This window comes from Francisella adeliensis, assembly GCF_003290445.1.
GTDB classification, from domain to species: Bacteria; Pseudomonadota; Gammaproteobacteria; order Francisellales; family Francisellaceae; genus Francisella; species Francisella adeliensis.
Genome location: NZ_CP021781.1, coordinates 1,945,862 through 1,966,046 on the forward strand (window position 1 = coordinate 1,945,862; position 20,185 = coordinate 1,966,046).

Below are 20,185 nucleotides of genomic sequence, written 5' to 3' on the forward strand. Positions count from 1 at the left end.
ACTTTAAAACCACATTGCTCTAAGGCTGTGATAACATCTTGAATATATTTTTGCTTACTTACTTAGATTCAAATGATACGTGAAATTAAATAATATAAGAATATTATTACTGTTAAATATTTTTTTATACCTATCGGATAATTTAGATAAATCTGTCTCTAATTTAACAATATCTCTTCTGTATCTGCTGTATTTAATATCTTTGTGGTATTTAATAGCTGCATCAAATCTCAATGCCTGTTCCCCTATTATATACCAGGTTTCTCCAGCTAAATTCTTGGCAATGAAAAGATTGCCACCCTCTAAAGCTGAATTAGTGGATTTAATCATATGCTTATTTGGAAAAATATCAGGGTCAATACCTCTTATTTGTGATCCATACATTAGCAGCTCATCTTGAAACATATCAAGTGAATATGGTTGAGGTACGTTGGCTTTCTGATGTTCCCTAAATAAACGACTCTGAGCATGTATAGAATTTTTATTTCTCACATAAAGTCCTCGTGATGTATCTATAAGTAATCTCTTACCCAAACATCCTCAAGATTAAGCTCTCTATGCCTAATTCCATGTTTATGACAAAATTCCTTTAATCCGAGTGAATACCTAGATTCGTTACTGAATACTAGGACACCACTATTACATTTTTGTTCATGTTTATCAGATGTTCCTGTATATGAGATACCACATTCATAGCAAAAAGGCATAAAACTTATATTTCCTTATTGTGATAATTAACTATAGTAGTGAAATTATAGTGCAAAAAAACTTTTACTTACTGGTAAAATACTAATGGAGATATAAGTTCTAATGCACCCTATCTCTCTCCCATTTTTGTATTTTTGGTATATTCATTTTGCCTATTGGTTCTGATTTAGGATCGCAATACATACTTAGGTAAAAAGATAATGAACCACTTTTATTTTGATTAGGTAAGTACTTAAATGCTTGCCGATATGCCATAAAAAAAGAATCCATATACTTTGTAACTGTTTGTTTCCTTACTGAGGGATTATAAGATTCTGTTGACAAACTATCAACAACCTCATAACTATACCTATTTGTATAGTTTTCATACTCATTTTTTATAAAAGCCAAGCTATTATAAACGAAACTAGCAAACAAAAAAGTTCTTATTTGCCCTGAAACACCATGCCTATTTATAAAACCATACCCTTCGGTTCTAATAATATATGCTATTAAATTACTTATTGATTTTTGCATGAGAGGTATATGCACTGGTATGTTTATTTCTCCTATGCTAGATGCTATGTATCCATTATCTGTTAATATGGATTTCTTGGACATAAATTTTTCAGTATATTCATTTAATGCCCGAGTTATTTTTTCGCAAAATATCATAAAGCGTTCAAGATCAGCTGTTAACTCATCTTTACTTGTATTTACTGATACTTTAGAGGAATAATTTTTTTTAGGAGAGTTGATATTTATAAATTTTGATAGCAAATTTGTTGGTAAATAATTCTCAGCACAGCCAAGGTTAGGGTTTTTAGTCATAATTTCATAAAAAATATATTGTAGTTTTTCAATTTCTGATAAGTTTTCATATTTAACAAAACTTTGCTCTACTTTTAAACAAAAAGGATTTTTTTTTGATAGCAAATTAATAATTTCATTTATTGAGCCTTTCAAATCTATTCTAGCAGATGTATGAAGTGTAAATATACATTTTAATATTTTAGGTAGCTGTTCTACTCTCTCATCAACTGAAAAGTATGTTGCTTCAAACAATATACTGTAATAAACAAAAGTAATTAATGATGATATCGCCATAGATGATTTTTCTATTTCATGTTGAAAAAATTTTTTTATAGTTGTTTTCACATACTCCTCTCTAGAACTGCCTGTTTGCTTTTCTAATAATAATTCCCAGTTTTTAGCTCTATCATAATTTTTTCTTGATATATGATGTATATCTCCTGACATAAATTCATTTATTCTTGATTTTAGAGATTGTATTTCATATAAGTTTCTATAAAAACTTATCCCTCTAATGAACCCACTTTCAAGCTTTTCAACACTTCTAAACTTTATTATATTAAAACCTTTCATGTTATTCTAATTCGCTAACTGCAATAACTTTGATTATATGTTGATAGATTATTGGTATTTAACTAGTAATAATACTAATATAATTGTTTTAACAACATGGATCAACTGCATCTTCTATAAATTCCACAAAGATCTTATTCTCATATTCCTCTCATTTTTCTCACACTGCTAGTGTCTCAAATTGGAGATGAGATCAGTAAGATTAGAGCTGAATTACAAAGAAAAGTACTTAAAAAATAGTATTTTTACTAGATGAACATTTAAAGAAAGCCTACTATCATTCATTTTAAGGTTTAGAACTAAAAAAATATAATATGCATAACAAACTTGATTACCAGTATATTGATGATAGCTTTGTAATAATTATTGATAAAAAAAGTAATTCAAATAAATTATCTGTATTCTGGGAAACACCATTAATATTAGTTAAAAATAGTGTGAACATACATGAAGATTCAATCCCCTATGTGGGGGAGGTATTAACAACTATCATTGAAAAAGATTTATTAGTACAGCACCCTTTCATTCGCCACGATAAATATACTGAAATAGTAATGCTGTACATATCTCTTTTTGAGAAAAATAATTCTACCCATATAAAATGCTTCTTTGGCCATAATAGCGGTATTCATACTGTTACATCAAAGTGGGAGGATGTTAATACTAATTTCAGCAATGCTTTTTTATATAATATGATTCATAAGGAAGATCCCGTAACCCTAAGTTTGAAAGCCATATTTGATAGTTATAAAGAAAAAGCTCTTAAACTTAAACATTATAAGTTGGAAGTTCCTAGCTTTATATCAAGTCATTACCATTCACTTGAATTAAATCAAAACATTAGAAATCTCGAGCAATATAAGCCGTATAATGAACAACTACGAACACGTGTACTTAATCCCAAAAAAACAGATAAGAACCCAACATATGGGGCTCTTTACGCCAAAACTAAAGTTAGATATAATAAATTAGTTATAGAAATGCAAAAAGCCCAAGAATATTATTCAGAAGAAATAAATAAAACTTCATATACTGAAAAGGCTGGTACAACTATAAATATAATACAAAACACTATAGACAATTTAACAAAACTAAAATCTTTAATGCCTCATAATGATACAAATCACACAAAAGTTGATAGATTGAGAAGTATACAACAAGTGCATTTGATGAACATACAAGAAACAATTGAAGAATTTAAAAATATAGATGTTTTCATCTATAATGATCAAAAGATTAAAGAAGACTTTAACACTCAAGATAAGCAATATAGTGAGCTAATAATTAAGATGACAGAAGGATATAAGCATTTATTAAGTAAGTACTATTTTATGAAAGAAAACATAATACACGTTTTTTTTATGGCTGCGAATAAGTATTTTGATAACTTAAAACTTGATATAAAACTTCAAAAATCTTTTGGTAAACACATAGATGAGCAGAAATTCATAGAAGCCTTCGATGGTTTTGTTTCTATAAAGGCAGCTAAGTCAGGACATTACTATGTCAAGCCAATCATATCTAAACATACCGTTACTCTAAAACATATAGAAAAAATTATAAATAAAAACAAAACTATTATAGAAAGAAATGGTGGGTATTTCAAAAAAAATGATCGGTTAAAATGCTTTAATGAAGCTCTAGATAAGATATCTCACCTTAATGTTTCCAAAGAAAAAAGTACATTTAAGTTTTCTAATATGTTTAAAGAACAAGATCAACAATATATGCGGAGTAAAGTTGATATCTTAAAAGAATGGTCTTTCTTATATGCAGATCGTGCATTAAAATTAACAAGCAAATATAAAGAAGATAAAAAGATATTTCTATACTTTGTAAACACATATAATGACAAGTTAGAAGGGATAATAACTAAATTAGTAGAGATGGATGTGTTTCAGAGTACTAATGACAAATTACAATATGAATTTCTAACCCAACAATATATAATGCCTACAAAAAGTAGTTTAACCACTTTCTCTAGACAGAGTACAGAACTTAAAAAGCAAATATCGTTAGCTGAGAGAAATACTATTATTCACGAAAGAATATTCTCTTTTGAAAAATATCAAGAACTGTGTAATGAATTATCCAAAATGATCACTAACTTAAACTTAAATAAAAATAAAAGAAACGAAGAAAGGATACAAGAACTTACCGCTGCAAATGACTTAGCTACCTCCTGTGTTTACGTTAAAGTTCAAAATGATTATATAAATAACAAGGATTTAATAGATGATAATGATGTTTGTATTCTATGGTTTAATAATATGAAAGATACATTAAATCCAGGTTCTTGGCGTCGAGGATGTAAACACTATAACAACATAACCCGAATAATCAATAAGATTGAAGGTGAGATTAAAAAAACCAGATTCTTCTAGTAAGCACAATGAGAGAGTTTGGCGCCACATACTTTAAAAACCTTAAACCATAGATCAAAAAAATCAGGAGTTAAAAATTTTTCAGCAGCAATACTATTCAATAAAAGTAAAGATAAATTATTTGGTACTGGTGTGTCAAAAGATAATCAAAACATACATAATTATATTAAGGAGTTATTGTTTGACTTAAAGCATTGTAGAAATAATGCTGAAATCAATAATCTAAAAATTGAAATTAATGAAGCTTATAAACACTCAGATTCAAAATTGGATGTGTAGATCACAAACAAAATATAGCAATGTTCAATATATTTTTCAGATATACATCATAGTAACAAGATATTAGAAATAATTCAGTTAATAAGGTATAATTATTTAGTATTTTTACTGGTTTTATTTAGCAGTAAAAAATGTTTTAATATTTTTACTGTTAAGCATGTGAGATTAAATAAATGAATATTGATCAACATTATTTGGTTAATTTTGCAGATAAATCAGAAATCCCTTTAGCTGTATATTCTCATAATCTTAAGCTAGTTTTCTATAACAAATTCTTTAAACACCTTTTTGATAAAGTGGATGACTCTAAAGAGTTTATAGACATAGCCATGTTAAAAAACAATAAATATTATAAATATAAAAAGTCATCACAAGGTATCGACGTATATTATAAACTTAGATTTGATCTAGCTTTGTCAGAAGGAGAATTCTATTTTGTAACAGTCAGAGTTATAAATTGTGTGCCCTCTCATCCCCCTAGCCTTCCTGATTTGCCCTTAAGTGTCTATACTAAGGACAAGAATGGAATTTACTTAAGTGCAAATAAATTCACGGCTTCACTAACTCGATTTAAATCAATAGAAGGTATGTCTCATTTTGATATTTTTGGCAGAGATGCTCAACTATTATCAGAAAATGATATGACTACAATAAAAAACAAAAAAGACATATTTTATGAAAAAATTAAAAATGATACTTTTTTATCATTGAAGTTTTGCTCAGAAGAACAGCATATTGGCGCTGTTTGTATAAACTTAAACCATATACATGAGCAAGACTTTAAAAAAAATTTTCTAAATGCTTCTAGTCCTGATATAGATATTACACTAACAAAAACTGAACTTATATGTTTAAACTATCTCACTAATGGACAAACAGCTAAAGAAATAGCTAGGGAAATGTTAATATCACCTAGGACAGTTGAGTTTCATCTATCTAATGCCAAAACAAAACTAAATTGTTTCAAAATAACAAAGATTGCTCATACTATAGGAAGATATCATTCCCTATTTAAAGTGTAAGGTATTCTCTAACTTTAAAATTTTTGCTGCGCGGCTACTCATAAGCTTTTTCACTTAAGAAAGTAATTTTACTAGTTAGATAAGTTTTTAAAACCTTTAAAATATTCATATTAAAAACCTATTAAGAGCGAACGATGCCACATATTAACAAGTACCTAGAATTAGAAGAAAAGGAATATAAAGTAGACGAATCTATTATAAGAAGTCTTCTTGATAATGATTCTTTAACTACTAAAGAGAGAATTATAGAATTATCTAATCTTGTAATTAAAAAATGTAATCCACTTCAGAACTCCATGGAAAAATTTAAATTATCTTACTCAATGAATCTCCTTGATTCTGCAGTAGATCAAAAACATAAATGTGATGAAGCATTAAATATCTTAAAACCAATGGTTACGTTTTTACATAATGAGCCATATACCCATCTAAACAAACTCGTTTTAGATGAAATAAATGGATTGGTTTTTAAGTGCTTAGATGGTTGTAATACTTCACTAAGAACCATTTTAGAGTTATTGGTACATAATAAAACATCCTCTAATAATGGGACTCAAAAACTAAATTTAGAGACTAAAATAGTTCTGACTAAAAAAAGGATCATTCAAAATTGTATAAATGAAGTGATTCTAAAGAATAAATTTAATTTTATTGACATGTTTGGAATGAATGTACACTATGTAAACTCATGTTATAATCAAATTTGCAAGAATTATGGTTTGAAAGAAGTTTTTGATGGTTTTACTAGGCCTCAAGACTATCATAAAATAAAAGGAATATTAGATAGAGAAATAGAAAAATCTGCATTAATGGACGAATACCAATTTGCTAAAGCTTTCCAAGAGATGTTTTTTTCATTACTACCCAATGAAAAATATAATAATGAAACTAGAGATGAGGGTTATGAAGCCCTTCAGGCAACTTTTGGAAACTCTCTTCCACTAATGTTATATGAATCTAATGTTAGTAATCATATTGATATGGAAAGCCGAATTCTAGGATTAATCATTTATGTACTTAAAACTTATGGATATATAGCTAAAAGTGAATATTATTGTGAAAATGAGAAGTTGATAGTATTACATGAAAATATATATCAAATTTCAACAATTTCTCAGGAGGATGACACTCTCTTATGGATGGGAAGAGAGGTTTTAAAACCTCTCAGTCTTAGTGAGCTCATGACAAATTTAGTCAGCAATATAAAAATACTAGATGTAATGTCTAATTATTGTAATCATAAAGAAATTGCTTTATTAAATTTAGATTGTGACAAAATAAAAACACTGATTTCTTCTTATTATAAAACTGGTTTAACACATAAAAGACCACCGCCCTTCGTTTTAATATTAATCGCAGAATTAGATTATAAGCTTCCATCACTTGAAATTACGGAATATTATCCAAGTTACGCACAATATCTCTATCAAAATAAAAACGGTAATCCATTGTATCTTGCAGCTCATACTATGTCATCAAGGATATTTCACAATCTAGTCAAAAGTAATAGTTTTAAAATTAATGATTTGTTTGTATCTGAACCGAGTACCGGTAAAACAACTATGGAGTTGTGCCTCGAACCTACTAGATCCAAGATTTTCTTAAAAATTTTGATTTTTGAACTCCTATATAAAAAAAATTGTAGAAAGATTATTATCGATCTAGTTGACAAGACTAAACAAGTACTTAAAAAAAGTTTTTTCGTACTTATACCCACTGAGGTTGCAAATGAATTCTTTGATAGAATAACTAATACCAACAAATGGATAAGTTCACCCATTAACCTTAATTTTACAAAGGCCTTCCGCTGGGATGATTATCAAGGATATATGATGCAATTAATCAATAAAAAATATAGTTCAAGAATTGAGATAATAAGCACCATAAGTGATCCTAATCATATTTATTTTAATAGAACAACTGAAACAAGGCATCTAGCTGATCTCGAAGATTTACTAAAGCATCCTATCTATTATATCGCTACGACTAATGAAGAAGATATGAGATGGCTAAATAATAAATGGGATGATTATTTTAGTTTCAACAGGGATCCAAGGGAAATTACTTTTGGACACAAAAAAATGCCGATTATATTGTTCTTTATATCAAATTATAACTTTCATAATCCTAGAACACAATATCATCTCTCACATAATGCTTTTGTATTTCAAGTTTGGTTATCTATGTTTAATTCTATACAACATTATAGGGCTCTTGATCTCCTGAAGGATTATATGCATACGATAAATAAACATATATATCTCATTTCTGATAATAATCAGAGAAATAGAGTTGATAGCTTTTTAAAATATATTAATAATCTTGATGGAGTTATCGGATCTAGTGTATGAGTAATTTAGTGATCATTATTTAAGATTCAAAAATAGTATAATATTTCCCCACGAGATAAGACAATTCTGATATTTTTTGACAGTTTAGTTTCTTTTTTATCTTACTAAGTTTAAACTCTATTGATTTCGTTGATAGATTCATGATAGTAGCAATTTCACTTGATGACTTCCCCTCAACCACCCAATGTAAAAGTTCTTTATTATTTTGTACAATTTCGCTAATACATCCGTATATATGTCTATCCTTTTCTAAAAGGAAGGATTGTATATCATGTAAGTTAATTATAAAACCATAAATATAGTTTTTATGAAATATCTTCATAGTTAAATACGTATATATTTTCTCATCAATCAAATACTTCTCATAAAAAGAACTCATGGTTAAACTTTCTTTTGTTTTTTGATCATTAGCCCTTATTTCTTCAGCATATGCACTTGATGTAATATCAAAATCTGTTTTATTTAGGCTCTTAGAAAAGATAAACTCTCTATGAATGTCATTAGAATATGCGTATACCCCAAAAATATCTTTTATATAAACACCAACAGAAAGATTACTCATTAGTTCTTCTGCACCAACAATCTCATTTTTAACCATATCTAGATCTAAATTTTCAAGGGTGCAGTGAAAAAATTTTTTTTCTTGTTCTATCAGTTTCATTTTCAAGAATAAATCATTAGAATCTTTGGAGCACTCTAAATATTGAACGTCATTATTCAGTGAAGAAAAATCCAATTGATTTTCAATATCTCTTTCATTCAAGTTTAAATTCTCAAAATTAGAGTTCACATAAACTATTTTATACTTATCATCACATATAAAATAAGGAATCTCTAATTTATCCAATACGCTTATATATTTTGTTATATAATGATGATTCAAAGCTTAACCCCCCATCAAGCAGCAATATATCATACATTATATCATTAACTAGCCTATATTCACATTTGAAGAATTAATAGATACTTCTGCTGAGCCCTGAATTTCAGCATTAGATGATTTAACAGATACAGAAGAACCTTTTATTTCTATTTTATCTGCATCTAAAATTATATTACTAGCCTTTAAGCTAATATCACCTTCATTTATCGATACTTCAGACTTAGTATTTTTAATATAAATAGAGTTATTTTTGCTATTTATTTGTAAAAGTATCTTCTCTGTTTTCACAGAAAAAATATCTTGATCAGCATCTAATAAAACTGTTATGCTAGTCTTATCTTTTTGAGCCTGGAGGTTTATTCCATTCTCATTACATTCTATTAAGTGATTTACTTCTGACATGTGAAACCCTTATTATTTTAATTTACATATAGACTGAATGGGGTTGTTTATGCTTATAATCCCCTGCCAAGCACAGTTTACCTTGCACTCTGATGTTAACGCTGGTATTTTATTTAGCCTTACTTTTGTTGATCCTGGAACCCATGGAGCCACTATGTTTGGTATGCATGGCTGAGGAGTAAAAACTCCTAACGCAGCAGATGTAGCTGCAATAACTTGAGGGTTTGTTGGGCTAGAGCACAACCCGAAAGTTAGTATATTTACTATAGGCTCCTTATCTTCTACTGAAGCAATAGGAAGCTTCTTTACTTTCGATGTTAAATTTGAAGATACAATCAATGAAGCTGGTGTAGCTCCAAATGTGCAGTTACATATAGCACCACTAACAACTAATTCAGACATAGTTTACCCCTTAAAAGCGTATATATTGTATTATCAAGAAAGATAAAGAAAAAAATAAAGCGGGTATAATAATATGGCTACCAAATAAAGGATAAGGTGTTTTGCGAGTGCCTCCATTTATCTTTTTGATAGGTGATTGATTACTAATATACGCTTTTAGTATAACTTTTAATTTTTTCATATAAATAGTCTTCTTATGGCTTTCATTAGGCTCATAACAACCTCTAAAACCATTTTTCAACAAGAAGTAATATATAAATACTGTTTTGATTGAAGGCATATCTTTTGATATTAAAACATCAATATAATCATAAAACTCACTACCTGCATTTGAGATTCCAAATAATGATAGCTGAATGGGCGTATATATATAATTTTTTTCTAGTGAAATTAAACCAAGTTTTTCATCACAATATGCTGTTAATGCAAAAGTTATTAAATGAGATGCATTGCTACTACTATCATCTTCGTCTTCTGTTAACGCAGCTTGTAGGTTTTCAATATTAAGCTTTGTTTTTATAAAAATATTATATACATCATCATGACTATTTGGCTTAAAATTATCTATATCATCGATAATACTATAAAACATGAATTCCCACATATTACCCCTCCTCACGATCAACAGTTATTTTTTCTTTATATATTAAAAACTTATACTTTTTCAAAAAAGGTTTAGAAAAATAAAACTTCCATTGCATAGTACTACTACCAGCACTTCTAACCAAAAAGAAAAAACTTAATGAACTTATATTTTCTGTATCTAAATCTTCTATAGAAAAATTTCTTGAAGGGAAAAGAGTATATCTCATATATGAATTAGGGTCTGCAACCATTCTTTTCTGCAATTCCTCAGGAGTCATATTTTGGAACTCATTAGGCATCATATTCTCTTTTATAACTAAAATAAACGCACCTGAATCATTTACCATTCCAGGAAGATTAACTTCAACTTGTGATCTGTTAGTTGAACATGAACTTAATAAAAAAATTATTAACGTAATTACTATCCATTTTTTATTCATATAATATCTCCGACAATGTTCCACCATCAATAAATGTATTTTTATCCAACTTACTTCCTAGTGGTAATCTTAAAGGACCAAAACTAAGATTTACTTTAATGTTTTTAAATTCAACGAGCCGTGAAGTCGAAATACATTCCAATTCTTCCTTTAGAGTTTTAATAACATATTCTTTTTTACTATCAAGGTATTCATTCATGAATACCTTCACATTTCCACACACAAAATTCTTATTAATTTCTTTTTGTAAAAAAATCTTCTGAATACTTTTGCGTTGTCCTAGTTTATAATTCATATTCACTGTCTTATTATAAAGACTACAAACAACATGAAATGAAGATAATGCTTTTTGTATACGATATTCTATATATTTTAGTGAACCATTATTTTTTTCAATTTCTAACATGTATAACGAACCATCATTATATATTCTGTTTGTAGGTGTTAGACTTGGATGAAGAGAGAAGTTGTATATTGAAAACCATAATGTCCATATATCTCTAGATAATTGCTTGCTATTCTGAGCTATTTTTTCCATTATTTCTTGGAGATCGTGAATTTGGTTTGTTTCACCTACTATAAAAGTGGCATTAATATCTACATAAATAATTTTATCATCTTTATTTGCAGTTATTTTTTTTATGAATTGATTGCTAGTGTCATAGTTAAAACATATATCATAAACAATCTCATAAGAAGGATATTTTTCTTGCAAATATAAAATGCAATAATAGTAGCTTGTAGGGTAATTATATATATCATACATATTAAAAAATCACCTTTAAATCAAAGTCAAAAAAAGGAATATTATGTAAAATAAACTCTTTGACCTGTGAAACGTAATAATTAATCCATACTTTGTCCATATGGTTCATGCAATTAAACTCTAAAAAAATAAGATTATCTTCAACCTTTGATGACCTAAATAGAGGCTTTACTTTATTGCAACTAAATTTATCAAAAAAACCTAATAAGTTTAACCACGATGAACTTGTCCACTTAAAAATATCATGAGCCTTCAGTATAGTACTTAAAGACTCTATGTTTTTTATATTAACAGTATCCTCACTTACTTGAATGAAGCTTGAAAATCTCATCTTATACAAAGATACATTTTTCTCGTACCATACAGCATCGTAGTTTGCTATATCACCATTCAGTGACAATATATTATTAACAAATAAGTGAGCAACAACTGACTTATTCATATATGGTGCAATTGAGTTTAGCTCAAACCCAATCTTACCCCCCTTATATATTGTTTTATAAGATGTTGGGTCAAGTACATTTTTTTCAATCATTATGCACCTTAACTCTTCTGTCGTATAGTTAGTTTCTTTCTCTAAGTCGAACCAATACCTTTCTTGATGGCCGTCAATATAAATAGATAATGATTTTTCAAAGTTATAATTGATCATTGGTAGCAAATTTGTAATAAATGCTTGTCTTAATTCAAAAACAGAAATATCCATTAATTGATTAGATATCAATAACTCAATTCTCTCAAAACTATTTTCTTCAAATGAAGATAGGTTGACACTTAGTTTGAATTGAAGCTTTGGATCGGACATATTGTTTTTTATTTGAGTATTTTTTTTAAATGGATAGCTATTACCAAAATCAATAGTAACGTCCTTTTCTACTATCCTCTTATCTGAAAGATGCGCACGTATTTTGGCATATTTGGAAATATTTTGATATATATATATGGCTCTCTTAATGTCTAACTTAGGGTGAAACCAAAACTCAAGAATACCGTTATTTATTTCAAAATCACCGTGAATATTCTTGAAATTTAATTTTTGGAGATTCACGGATTGGAATTCAATCTCTGTTATTTCACAAGGCATAAGAGTAATCTCTTTTGCGCAATATAAAATTCTACTAGAATTGTCATTAAAATATAGTTCTTGAAACTGATCTATATGTTGATCATCTTTATAAAATTTTATATCCTCAACCTTGACAAATACTCCATGAAAGCTAGGTGCTACCAACCCATTAAAATAGTCATAAATTTTTGATTTATATATTTCTTCAGCATAAGCTATGAAATTTTCTTCTGCTCCTACTTTCCATTCCCTTAATATATCAATTAACCTCTGCTGGTAGTTTTCATTATTATTCGGCTTCATTAACTTCCTCCTTAGTTAATAGTAACGGTGCCTCAAAACTTACCAAATAACTCGATCTCATGTTTTCCCCAAACACCCAAGAATATATATGTTTTTGTTCGTTCACTTTAGCAACAGACAAGAGCCGGAATATACTCCAATTTTCATTAAAACTTATACTTTTTTCCTGATTATAATTAGAATCCAACAACTCAATTTTTGCAACATTTGCATGCCACCAGTCAAGTTTAAACTTAGAATAAATATGATCAACCCCAAAGCCATACAGGCTATCATTATTGATATCTAACTTACTATAATAAACATTTATATCACTACTATTTGAATTCTTTACAAACTCTGATATTAATGGGCCATGTGTTTTTATACTTAACTCTAACGGCTTTAGTTTCCCGCTACGTTGAAAAAAATAACTTCTTAAGTTTTCTATCCTAAAATATTGCTCCGAATATTCTAACCCAGAGATTTCTCCTATGTTTTTAAGAAAGTTCAACTCTGGTTTTATCTGCTTTATTTTTTCAACATAAACCCCATTATTACCTAATAATTCAATAAGATAATTTATTTTCATATTTTTCTTTGACTCTATGGTGAATGGGAAAAAATCATATAACTCTTGATATATCCATTTCACATTCATTACCCAGTATGAATCAACCCTATGTTTTATAATATCTATATAAATTCTTTCATAGTTTTTTATAGGAGAATATATCAATTCTTTTACATTTTTATTAAGCTTTATTTCTTTGCTGTATTTATCAAACTCTTCAATCAATCTTTGTTGATTAGTCTTATAACCTCTTTCTATATGCTCATTGCTTAGAGATGCTTTTTCTAGATACCTAACTTCTTGTGAAACTATTTGTTTGTACCCATCGATATTTTTCTTAAGTATTTTTAGAGATTTAATATCCTCTAAGATATTTTTATTCTCTGCAAATAAGCTTAAATTATCTATCACATATGAAAGTTTTTTTTGAAAATTCCCTGTTTTTAAAACAAGCTGTAATTTTTTAACACTGTTATAATCATAATTAGAGTAGAAACTATCAACCTTATAAATAAGCGATAAATTATATCTAACATAGTTAGATATATAAAAATCTAAGTTTTTTGCAAAATATAACCTCAACAATTTAGATAGCTCAGGAGAATATTTATCCACGCTCTCTGAGACTCCTATGAATTTCATATAAGCATGGCTTACTGTAGAATTATAGTTTACTTTCGAATAGTATTTACCTTTCTCTTTAAAAAAAATAAAAGGGATACTCTTTTTTTCTAAAACAATACTATTTATTTTCTTTATAAGAGGTGCTTTATCTATAAGTGAAATATATCCAAGATCTCTATATGCCTCTTCTATGTAAGCGTTAAATAAATATAAAGAACTAGCTCTTCTTATTTTTGGTAACAGCAACCTTATATCTAAAATAGCTGCAACATTAACCAGCAAATTAAATTCTTTATGTGTCAGTGCTAAATTTTTTCTCAACAACATCTGCTCTGATATTTCATGTAATTGCTGACACCCTAAGTCATCATTAGTATTCTTTGATAAGGTATTCACTAACAATAAGAAAAGTATATTTCTATAAAATTCTTTATCCACAGCACGTTGTTCGGGGGTTGAAATAAATTTATTGGCTTTTTTTATAACCTTATCAATATCGAGTTTAAAATCATATTTATCGATATCAAAATGTGATGGCTTATATTTACAACGCGCGATTGGCTCAACCTCATCCCAAACAACTAGAGTCGGTATATCTAAAGAAGTTAAACTGCTCCATGAAACAATACCTAATGGAAAATTAGAATTTAAGTATTCAAAATGCGATTTGCTTTGAATATTTAATAGAGAAAACTCTTCAATTAATGAGTTAGTTTGGTAAGCTTTTTCCTTTATTCTATTATCTAATATATATTCTTTCCAAGCACTCTTATAATCTACACTATGATTTCTAAAAGGAGTTATAATCTTTGAAAAAGAGATTTTATTATTTATGTCTAAAAAGAAATTATCCAAATCACTAAGATTGACTTTTTCCTTCAATGTGCCAGATTGATTAACTTCTGTTAATATTTTATTTTTATAAAAAAATACATAATAAGTTGGTAGCAGCATAGTAATTGTAAATAAAATAATGCCTATGAAACGGTATTTTAATACTTTTGAATGTGAGTAACTCCTATTTATAGTATCTTTATTAATATACTGAGATTTTTTATCCTCATCTCTTAATAAATAAAAACCTTTAAACTTAATGCAATAAGGATTTTTATTTAAGACATGCAGTTTATTAGAAACCTCTAATAATTTTCCAATAAAACAATGTAAGTCTATAATTTCTTTAGGCGTTAAGGATTCTTTTAATAGAGAGTTACAAGTATTATCCATATTGAATAGATCTTTAAAAAACAAATCGCTTGGAAGAACATTATCCCAATACATTGGATATTCATTAATTTTACATAACTTTTCCCAAGCCATTGCTCCTTGTGTTGCTTTATCATATGTGAACATAAAATTACTATATAACTTATGGGAAAAATACTTTTTGAGTACTCTAAACAGCTCTAAGCACTCTTGAAAAAAACTTTCTTCTAAATCCTTTTCATATGTAGCAATATCTATCTTAAAAAGAATATTATTTATTCTGCCTTTAGAAAATTTTTTTAAAAACTTTCTAATTTCTTTATATGTAAATTTTTCTTTAGATAAGTAATTTATGTTTATACTACAAATAATAGATTTATCTATGAGTCTTATTTTTATAGCAGCTTCATTACTTTCATCTAAATAATTTTCTACCACTAGCTTTTTGGTTAAAAACCTATATTTAAGCCTATATCTTAACGGCAGACTTTTTATAAAAGTACGATAAGTTAGGTGAAGTTTATTTATTGCAAATATAGATATAAGCATTCTACTAATAAAATTTGACTGTTTACTTTTAAAACAAAACATCGCATATTTCTTTAAAAGAAAGAAAGAAATCACTAATACAGGTAAAAAATACAACATATATATATAGCTCATCATAACTATTCCTTACTACCTTTTACACTTTGATAACTCACGACAAACTTATTTTGATCAATCGAAATATTTCCTTGCATTTGTCCACTCTGGCTTTCAATGTTAAATTTTGATTTACTTAGGTCACTATATTCTGATTCTTGCTCTATAACAGCGCATCCATTACCAAGAATCAAAGTGTTCTTATTGACGTCTTTGCTAGAGTTATATTCTTTTTTTGTAGATATCCAGCACACTTCTGAAATAATGGCATTTTCTTGATATATTTCCATCTTTACTGGTGTTCCTTCTCTTAAGGGGATAAAACTATGATCATTATTAAAAGAAAATGACGCAGGTATAATTAATTTTTTATCTGCTTTACCTGCTCGAAGCATACTTGGAAGTTCAATTAAGTAATATAATCCATTTAGAGAAGTAGCGACTCTCTCTGTATCATCAACCTGTGAGTTATTAATATCAGATCGCTGCTGTTGCTTAATACCATTTTCTAAACAAATAAAATACTCTAGTGTATTTGGTCTTGGGCTATAGACTTTTCCATAAACAACAATTGGCTTCTGTACATAATTAGTAGTTGGTAGATATACACCTATTCTCTCAATTTCTTTTATTTCAAGTTCAGGATAAATCTCTACCGTTTTATCTAACATATTTTTATAATTTTCTTCATTTGATTCATTTTTTATGTAATCTTCTTTGGGTAAAGCATCATTTATAGTATCTATCGTATTTTCTTTTTTTCTTATATCAGACTCTTTTTTATGGATAAGTATTTTTATGGCAAGTATACAGTACTTAACACTTTCTTTATTCTTCTTGCCTTTATTGGCAATAGTCATGATATTAAGGGGCATTATAGTCTTTTCATATGCCGGATAATTTAATTTAAGATTAGATAGATATGATTTATTCGTGTTCTTACGAGTATCTGCTTCGTATTTTTTATATTTTAAATCAAAAGACTTGGATGTACCAGCAGTAACATACTCTTGTCTATCACAAACATTAGTATATTCATTATTTCCCCATGATTTTAATTGATTATTATTTTGACTATTTATCCAAAATGTATTACATAGGCTGTATTTAGTGAAAAGTTCAGTTTGTTTTCCCTTTGAAAAGCTATGCACATACACTTCTTCCCTAGCTAACTCCGCACTATCTTTACTTTGTAGATCTTTTTTTAGTAGATCAATATCTTTTAATTCATATGTAGTCTTATCACTATTCTTATCAAAACTGTAGATTAGTTGGATATTATTAGACTCTAAGACTTCAACCATATATTCATACAAGTTATTAGTATTACAGTTTACTGCAAGCCAGTAAACTTCATCATAAAATTTATTCTGAGCTTCTATTGGATTAATTTTAAATATTGAATCATACGGTTTAAGAATATCTAACAGTAAAGAGCTATAACTACTATTTATATAAACACTCTTTGGAAAACTTATTTCTGTAAATGCTCTTATAGGATCGCAAAAAATTATCTCACAATTTAAGAAACTATCCTCTCCGTCGAAATACTCCTCTAATGTATAATACTTATTATTTTGAAACCTTGGAAAACCAAGAATACTCCAACTTGCTTGATCATCATACTTATAAGCGGCATCATTTTTTGACTTATCAACAATCTCTTGCTCATACCTAATTTTTATTGCAAATGGTTTATCTTCTTTAATGCCTTTCCAAAGTTTTTCTTTTTGTCTATCACATGTGATATTAAATTTAATCGAACCGAGAAACCCATAGATTTTATAATCTATGTCAACCATGTGTACAAATTCTAGAGGAATATATTTAATTTCTTCCTTATTTAAAGACAAATTCTCTTTTAAAGGGATTAAACATACAGAGATGAATTTTCTACTTATCATATTTAGACCTATTTATCATAAAAAATCTTCATTACTATCAAAATTTTCATTAGTATTGAGATTACTCTCTAGATTGCTACCATTTCCTTTTTCAAGAATAGAACTAAATGTATTAAAGTCTCTTTCAATAAAACTAGTAGGATTACTAACATATAATTGCTCTAATAATGGCCAAATCTCTCCATCCTTATATTTGTACATAGATTTTATTTCTTCATATCCACAAAGTTGTGAATCTAAATATGAAACAAATTTTTTTGGAAAATAATTAATAGGATTAAAGTTTGATATTTCTCTTTCAATCTTATTTTGTAATACTGCTGCTGCTAGCCAAGAGTTGTTTTTGACTAAATATTCATATACTCCTATCATTTTTAATAGGTTGTTCCAACATTCGCTGTTCTCTTGATCTGAGTTGATTTTTAGATAATCTTCAGTGCCATTATTTTCTTTTATATTATTACTTTTATGATATCCATTCTCACTGATATCATGGCATTGTTCAGTCCTACTGATACTTTCTTCTGCAAGAATATCCTCTTTTATACTTGCTTTTTCATAACGTGAAAAAATTTTCTCTAAAACTTCTATAACATCTATATCATTAACACAAGATTTCATAAAAAGCATATGTTGATTTATGGTAAGCAATAATTCACTTTTATACTCTTCAGTTAAAGTATTTTTTATGTTTATACTTTTTATGTATTTTAATATGTTGTTATACAACCATTTAATTGCAGAATTATATATTCTTTCATTAATATTTATCTTTAAACCATTGCTTTCAATATATTCTATTATTTGTTGAAACTCTTTAAATAAATTAAATTGTTCAATCACACTCTCAGCCAAAAACCAACGTGCAAATATCGCATAACAAATAACTCTAATATCTAAACAGTCATCCTCTATTATTTGATTTGCTAGTTGAATCACATTGCTGTATTCACCTTGCTCAATAGATAAATATATTTTTTCTAAATCATCTCCATATGCCTTATAAAGCACATTATCTAAATTTACGCTCAATATAAGATTTATTAATTTCATACAATTCTCCTAATACTTATTCATATACTAGATATGCTTTAGCTTCACTTTCTTGAGAATAAAGTGTTAAACATAATAGTTTCTGCTCAAATATATTAATCCAACTTGTACCAGAAGCATGAATTTCTAATATAAGGTCTGCTAATGGAAATGTTTTTTTATACAATTCTTTATCTAACTCTCTCATCTCAACACCTTTACTTGAAAACGTCATAATCGAACGGATATCAACAGGCGAAAAAAGCTTCATACTTGCTTTGACTTCACCACCGTGATGATTTAAGCCCTCAAATACAATATATTTTTTCTTAGACATAAAAAACTCGCGAGGCAATAATGGACTCTTATATATTCCATCACTTAAAGTTAATGTAATAATCCTATGATTAACCGAGAGCAAATCATCCATCGCTTTTTCTATTCTATCAAGTTGAGAAAGACACCAGTGATAACCATCTCCCTCTATATCAGAAGCTTTAAACTGTGGTATTTTATCTTGCACAAGAGATACTATTATAAGTAACTTAACCATATACTTTTGAATCTCATTAAAATGAATTGATTTTGTATTAGAAGATACTTTTTTCAACCAAAAATCAATTTTTGAAAGTTCGCAAATGATAAGTTGATATTTATAGATCCCAACAGTCATGCTAGATATATTTTTGCTAATTAAACAATGTATATGGTCAACGATAGGCATTAACCTAGGCAAAATACCATCCCTATAGAGATAAGGTAAAGCTGAAAGTTTGGGTATAAAACTTTTACATATAGAATAAGAATTAGTATCTTGTATAAGATCTAACTCAAAAACCTTAATTGAATAACAAGACTGCTCAGAATAAGAGTCTGATATAAAAAGGTCATAATACTCGACTTTTATATCATGACTATTATATTTATAAGTGTCTATATATTTTTTCTCTTTAATATTTAGATAAACATCTAGTTTTTTTATACTATTATCATGTACATTTAGCTTATAACTATTTATTTTAGCATTTTTACCCAATATTATACTTTCACCAGAATCAAGTAAAATAACAAGTTCCTCGACATTTATCACTAAGTTATCTATATCATTATCTTTTAACTTTAATTGATATATACCGGGAGTCAGATTATTCACCTCATACAACAGTGTATTTGACAATACAGACATATTGTCCTGTTGCAATCTAAAATGATTTGGCGACAATGTCTGACCAAGATGCCAGTGAACATTAGGCATAACACTCCCT

The 20,185-nt window shown here is 27.9% G+C and carries 17 protein-coding genes; 4 read left to right on the plus strand and 13 right to left on the minus strand.

Translation table 11 applies throughout. The annotated features are described in order from the left end of the window. Positions 1 to 54: 54 nt before the first annotated feature. Together CDH04_RS09255 and CDH04_RS09265 are read right to left on the minus strand one after the other, a co-directional pair. A complete protein-coding gene (locus CDH04_RS09255; RefSeq protein ID WP_112870741.1) occupies positions 55 to 492 on the minus strand; it encodes a hypothetical protein in 438 nt (145 codons plus the stop codon). Between the two features lie 315 nt (positions 493 to 807). Next, positions 808 to 2,073: a hypothetical protein gene (locus CDH04_RS09265; protein WP_112870743.1), complete on the minus strand. Its 1,266-nt coding sequence runs from the start codon at positions 2,071 to 2,073 to the stop codon at positions 808 to 810. 314 nt (positions 2,074 to 2,387) lie between these two features. Here CDH04_RS09265 and CDH04_RS09270 point away from each other — a divergent pair, with 314 nt between their 5' ends. The 4 genes from CDH04_RS09270 (at position 2,388) to CDH04_RS09285 (ending at position 8,109) form a co-directional block, all read left to right on the plus strand. Continuing rightward, positions 2,388 to 4,457 carry a hypothetical protein gene (locus CDH04_RS09270; RefSeq protein ID WP_112870744.1) on the plus strand — a complete coding sequence of 690 codons (2,070 nt, stop codon included), beginning with the start codon at positions 2,388 to 2,390 and terminating at the stop codon, positions 4,455 to 4,457. Positions 4,458 to 4,475: 18 nt separating this feature from the next. Continuing rightward, on the plus strand, positions 4,476 to 4,736 hold the full coding sequence (locus CDH04_RS09275) for a hypothetical protein (protein WP_112870745.1): 261 nt from the start codon (positions 4,476 to 4,478) through the stop codon (positions 4,734 to 4,736). Positions 4,737 to 4,909: 173 nt separating this feature from the next. Continuing rightward, positions 4,910 to 5,758, plus strand: coding sequence for a LuxR family transcriptional regulator (locus CDH04_RS09280; protein WP_200164513.1), 849 nt, complete (start codon positions 4,910 to 4,912; stop codon positions 5,756 to 5,758). Positions 5,759 to 5,892: 134 nt separating this feature from the next. Beyond that, positions 5,893 to 8,109 (plus strand): hypothetical protein, encoded by a 2,217-nt coding sequence (locus tag CDH04_RS09285; RefSeq protein ID WP_112870746.1) that lies wholly within the window; start codon positions 5,893 to 5,895, stop codon positions 8,107 to 8,109. A 19-nt stretch (positions 8,110 to 8,128) separates the two neighbouring features. Here CDH04_RS09285 and CDH04_RS09290 read toward each other — a convergent pair whose 3' ends face one another. The 11 genes from CDH04_RS09290 to tssK form a co-directional block, all read right to left on the minus strand. Beyond that, positions 8,129 to 8,992 carry a helix-turn-helix domain-containing protein gene (locus tag CDH04_RS09290; RefSeq protein WP_200164514.1) on the minus strand — a complete coding sequence of 288 codons (864 nt, stop codon included), beginning with the start codon at positions 8,990 to 8,992 and terminating at the stop codon, positions 8,129 to 8,131. A 48-nt stretch (positions 8,993 to 9,040) separates the two neighbouring features. Next, positions 9,041 to 9,394, minus strand: a complete 354-nt coding sequence (locus tag CDH04_RS09295; protein WP_112870748.1) for a hypothetical protein — start codon at positions 9,392 to 9,394, stop codon at positions 9,041 to 9,043. A gap of 12 nt (positions 9,395 to 9,406) precedes the next feature. Continuing rightward, positions 9,407 to 9,796, minus strand: coding sequence for a DUF4280 domain-containing protein (locus tag CDH04_RS09300; RefSeq protein WP_112870749.1), 390 nt, complete (start codon positions 9,794 to 9,796; stop codon positions 9,407 to 9,409). Positions 9,797 to 9,806: 10 nt separating this feature from the next. Then, on the minus strand, positions 9,807 to 10,400 hold the full coding sequence (locus tag CDH04_RS09305) for a DotU family type IV/VI secretion system protein (RefSeq protein ID WP_112870750.1): 594 nt from the start codon (positions 10,398 to 10,400) through the stop codon (positions 9,807 to 9,809). Between the two features lies 1 nt (position 10,401). Next, complete coding sequence (locus tag CDH04_RS09310; protein ID WP_112870751.1) at positions 10,402 to 10,821, minus strand: hypothetical protein; 420 nt, start codon at positions 10,819 to 10,821, stop codon at positions 10,402 to 10,404. Then, positions 10,814 to 11,587: a hypothetical protein gene (locus CDH04_RS09315; protein ID WP_112870752.1), complete on the minus strand. Its 774-nt coding sequence runs from the start codon at positions 11,585 to 11,587 to the stop codon at positions 10,814 to 10,816. The genes CDH04_RS09310 and CDH04_RS09315 overlap by 8 nt, the downstream gene beginning before the upstream one ends. 1 nt (position 11,588) lies before the next feature. Then, entirely contained in the window at positions 11,589 to 12,956 is a 1,368-nt protein-coding gene (gene iglH, locus CDH04_RS09320) for a type VI secretion system baseplate subunit TssF/IglH (protein ID WP_112870753.1), read from the minus strand. Further along, the gene (locus tag CDH04_RS09325; RefSeq protein WP_162699235.1) at positions 12,943 to 15,888 is read right to left on the minus strand and encodes a hypothetical protein; all 2,946 of its coding nucleotides are present in this window, start codon (positions 15,886 to 15,888) and stop codon (positions 12,943 to 12,945) included. Before CDH04_RS09325 ends, iglH begins: the two co-directional genes overlap by 14 nt. Positions 15,889 to 16,007: 119 nt before the next feature. Beyond that, positions 16,008 to 17,888, minus strand: a complete 1,881-nt coding sequence (locus tag CDH04_RS09330; RefSeq protein ID WP_112870755.1) for a hypothetical protein — start codon at positions 17,886 to 17,888, stop codon at positions 16,008 to 16,010. Between the two features lie 15 nt (positions 17,889 to 17,903). Further along, positions 17,904 to 18,941 carry a type VI secretion system protein IglI family protein gene (locus tag CDH04_RS09335; RefSeq protein WP_112870756.1) on the minus strand — a complete coding sequence of 346 codons (1,038 nt, stop codon included), beginning with the start codon at positions 18,939 to 18,941 and terminating at the stop codon, positions 17,904 to 17,906. 16 nt (positions 18,942 to 18,957) lie between these two features. Beyond that, positions 18,958 to 20,175, minus strand: coding sequence for a type VI secretion system baseplate subunit TssK (gene tssK / locus CDH04_RS09340; protein WP_112870757.1), 1,218 nt, complete (start codon positions 20,173 to 20,175; stop codon positions 18,958 to 18,960). Positions 20,176 to 20,185: the final 10 nt, after the last annotated feature.

Excerpts from the sequence above, each read along its gene's own strand:
- CDH04_RS09265 (WP_112870743.1), bottom strand. The coding sequence starts at position 2,073 with ATGAAAGGTTTTAATATAATAAAGTTTAGAAGTGTTGAAAAGCTTGAA.
- CDH04_RS09270 (WP_112870744.1), top strand. The coding sequence starts at position 2,388 with ATGCATAACAAACTTGATTACCAGTATATTGATGATAGCTTTGTAATA.
- CDH04_RS09280 (WP_200164513.1), top strand. The coding sequence starts at position 4,910 with ATGAATATTGATCAACATTATTTGGTTAATTTTGCAGATAAATCAGAA.
- CDH04_RS09285 (WP_112870746.1), top strand. The coding sequence starts at position 5,893 with ATGCCACATATTAACAAGTACCTAGAATTAGAAGAAAAGGAATATAAA.
- CDH04_RS09295 (WP_112870748.1), bottom strand. The coding sequence starts at position 9,394 with ATGTCAGAAGTAAATCACTTAATAGAATGTAATGAGAATGGAATAAAC.
- CDH04_RS09300 (WP_112870749.1), bottom strand. The coding sequence starts at position 9,796 with ATGTCTGAATTAGTTGTTAGTGGTGCTATATGTAACTGCACATTTGGA.
- CDH04_RS09305 (WP_112870750.1), bottom strand. The coding sequence starts at position 10,400 with ATGTGGGAATTCATGTTTTATAGTATTATCGATGATATAGATAATTTT.
- CDH04_RS09310 (WP_112870751.1), bottom strand. The coding sequence starts at position 10,821 with ATGAATAAAAAATGGATAGTAATTACGTTAATAATTTTTTTATTAAGT.
- CDH04_RS09315 (WP_112870752.1), bottom strand. The coding sequence starts at position 11,587 with ATGTATGATATATATAATTACCCTACAAGCTACTATTATTGCATTTTA.
- iglH (WP_112870753.1), bottom strand. The coding sequence starts at position 12,956 with ATGAAGCCGAATAATAATGAAAACTACCAGCAGAGGTTAATTGATATA.
- CDH04_RS09325 (WP_162699235.1), bottom strand. The coding sequence starts at position 15,888 with ATGCTTATATCTATATTTGCAATAAATAAACTTCACCTAACTTATCGT.
- CDH04_RS09330 (WP_112870755.1), bottom strand. The coding sequence starts at position 17,888 with ATGATAAGTAGAAAATTCATCTCTGTATGTTTAATCCCTTTAAAAGAG.
- CDH04_RS09335 (WP_112870756.1), bottom strand. The coding sequence starts at position 18,941 with ATGAAATTAATAAATCTTATATTGAGCGTAAATTTAGATAATGTGCTT.
- tssK (WP_112870757.1), bottom strand. The coding sequence starts at position 20,175 with ATGCCTAATGTTCACTGGCATCTTGGTCAGACATTGTCGCCAAATCAT.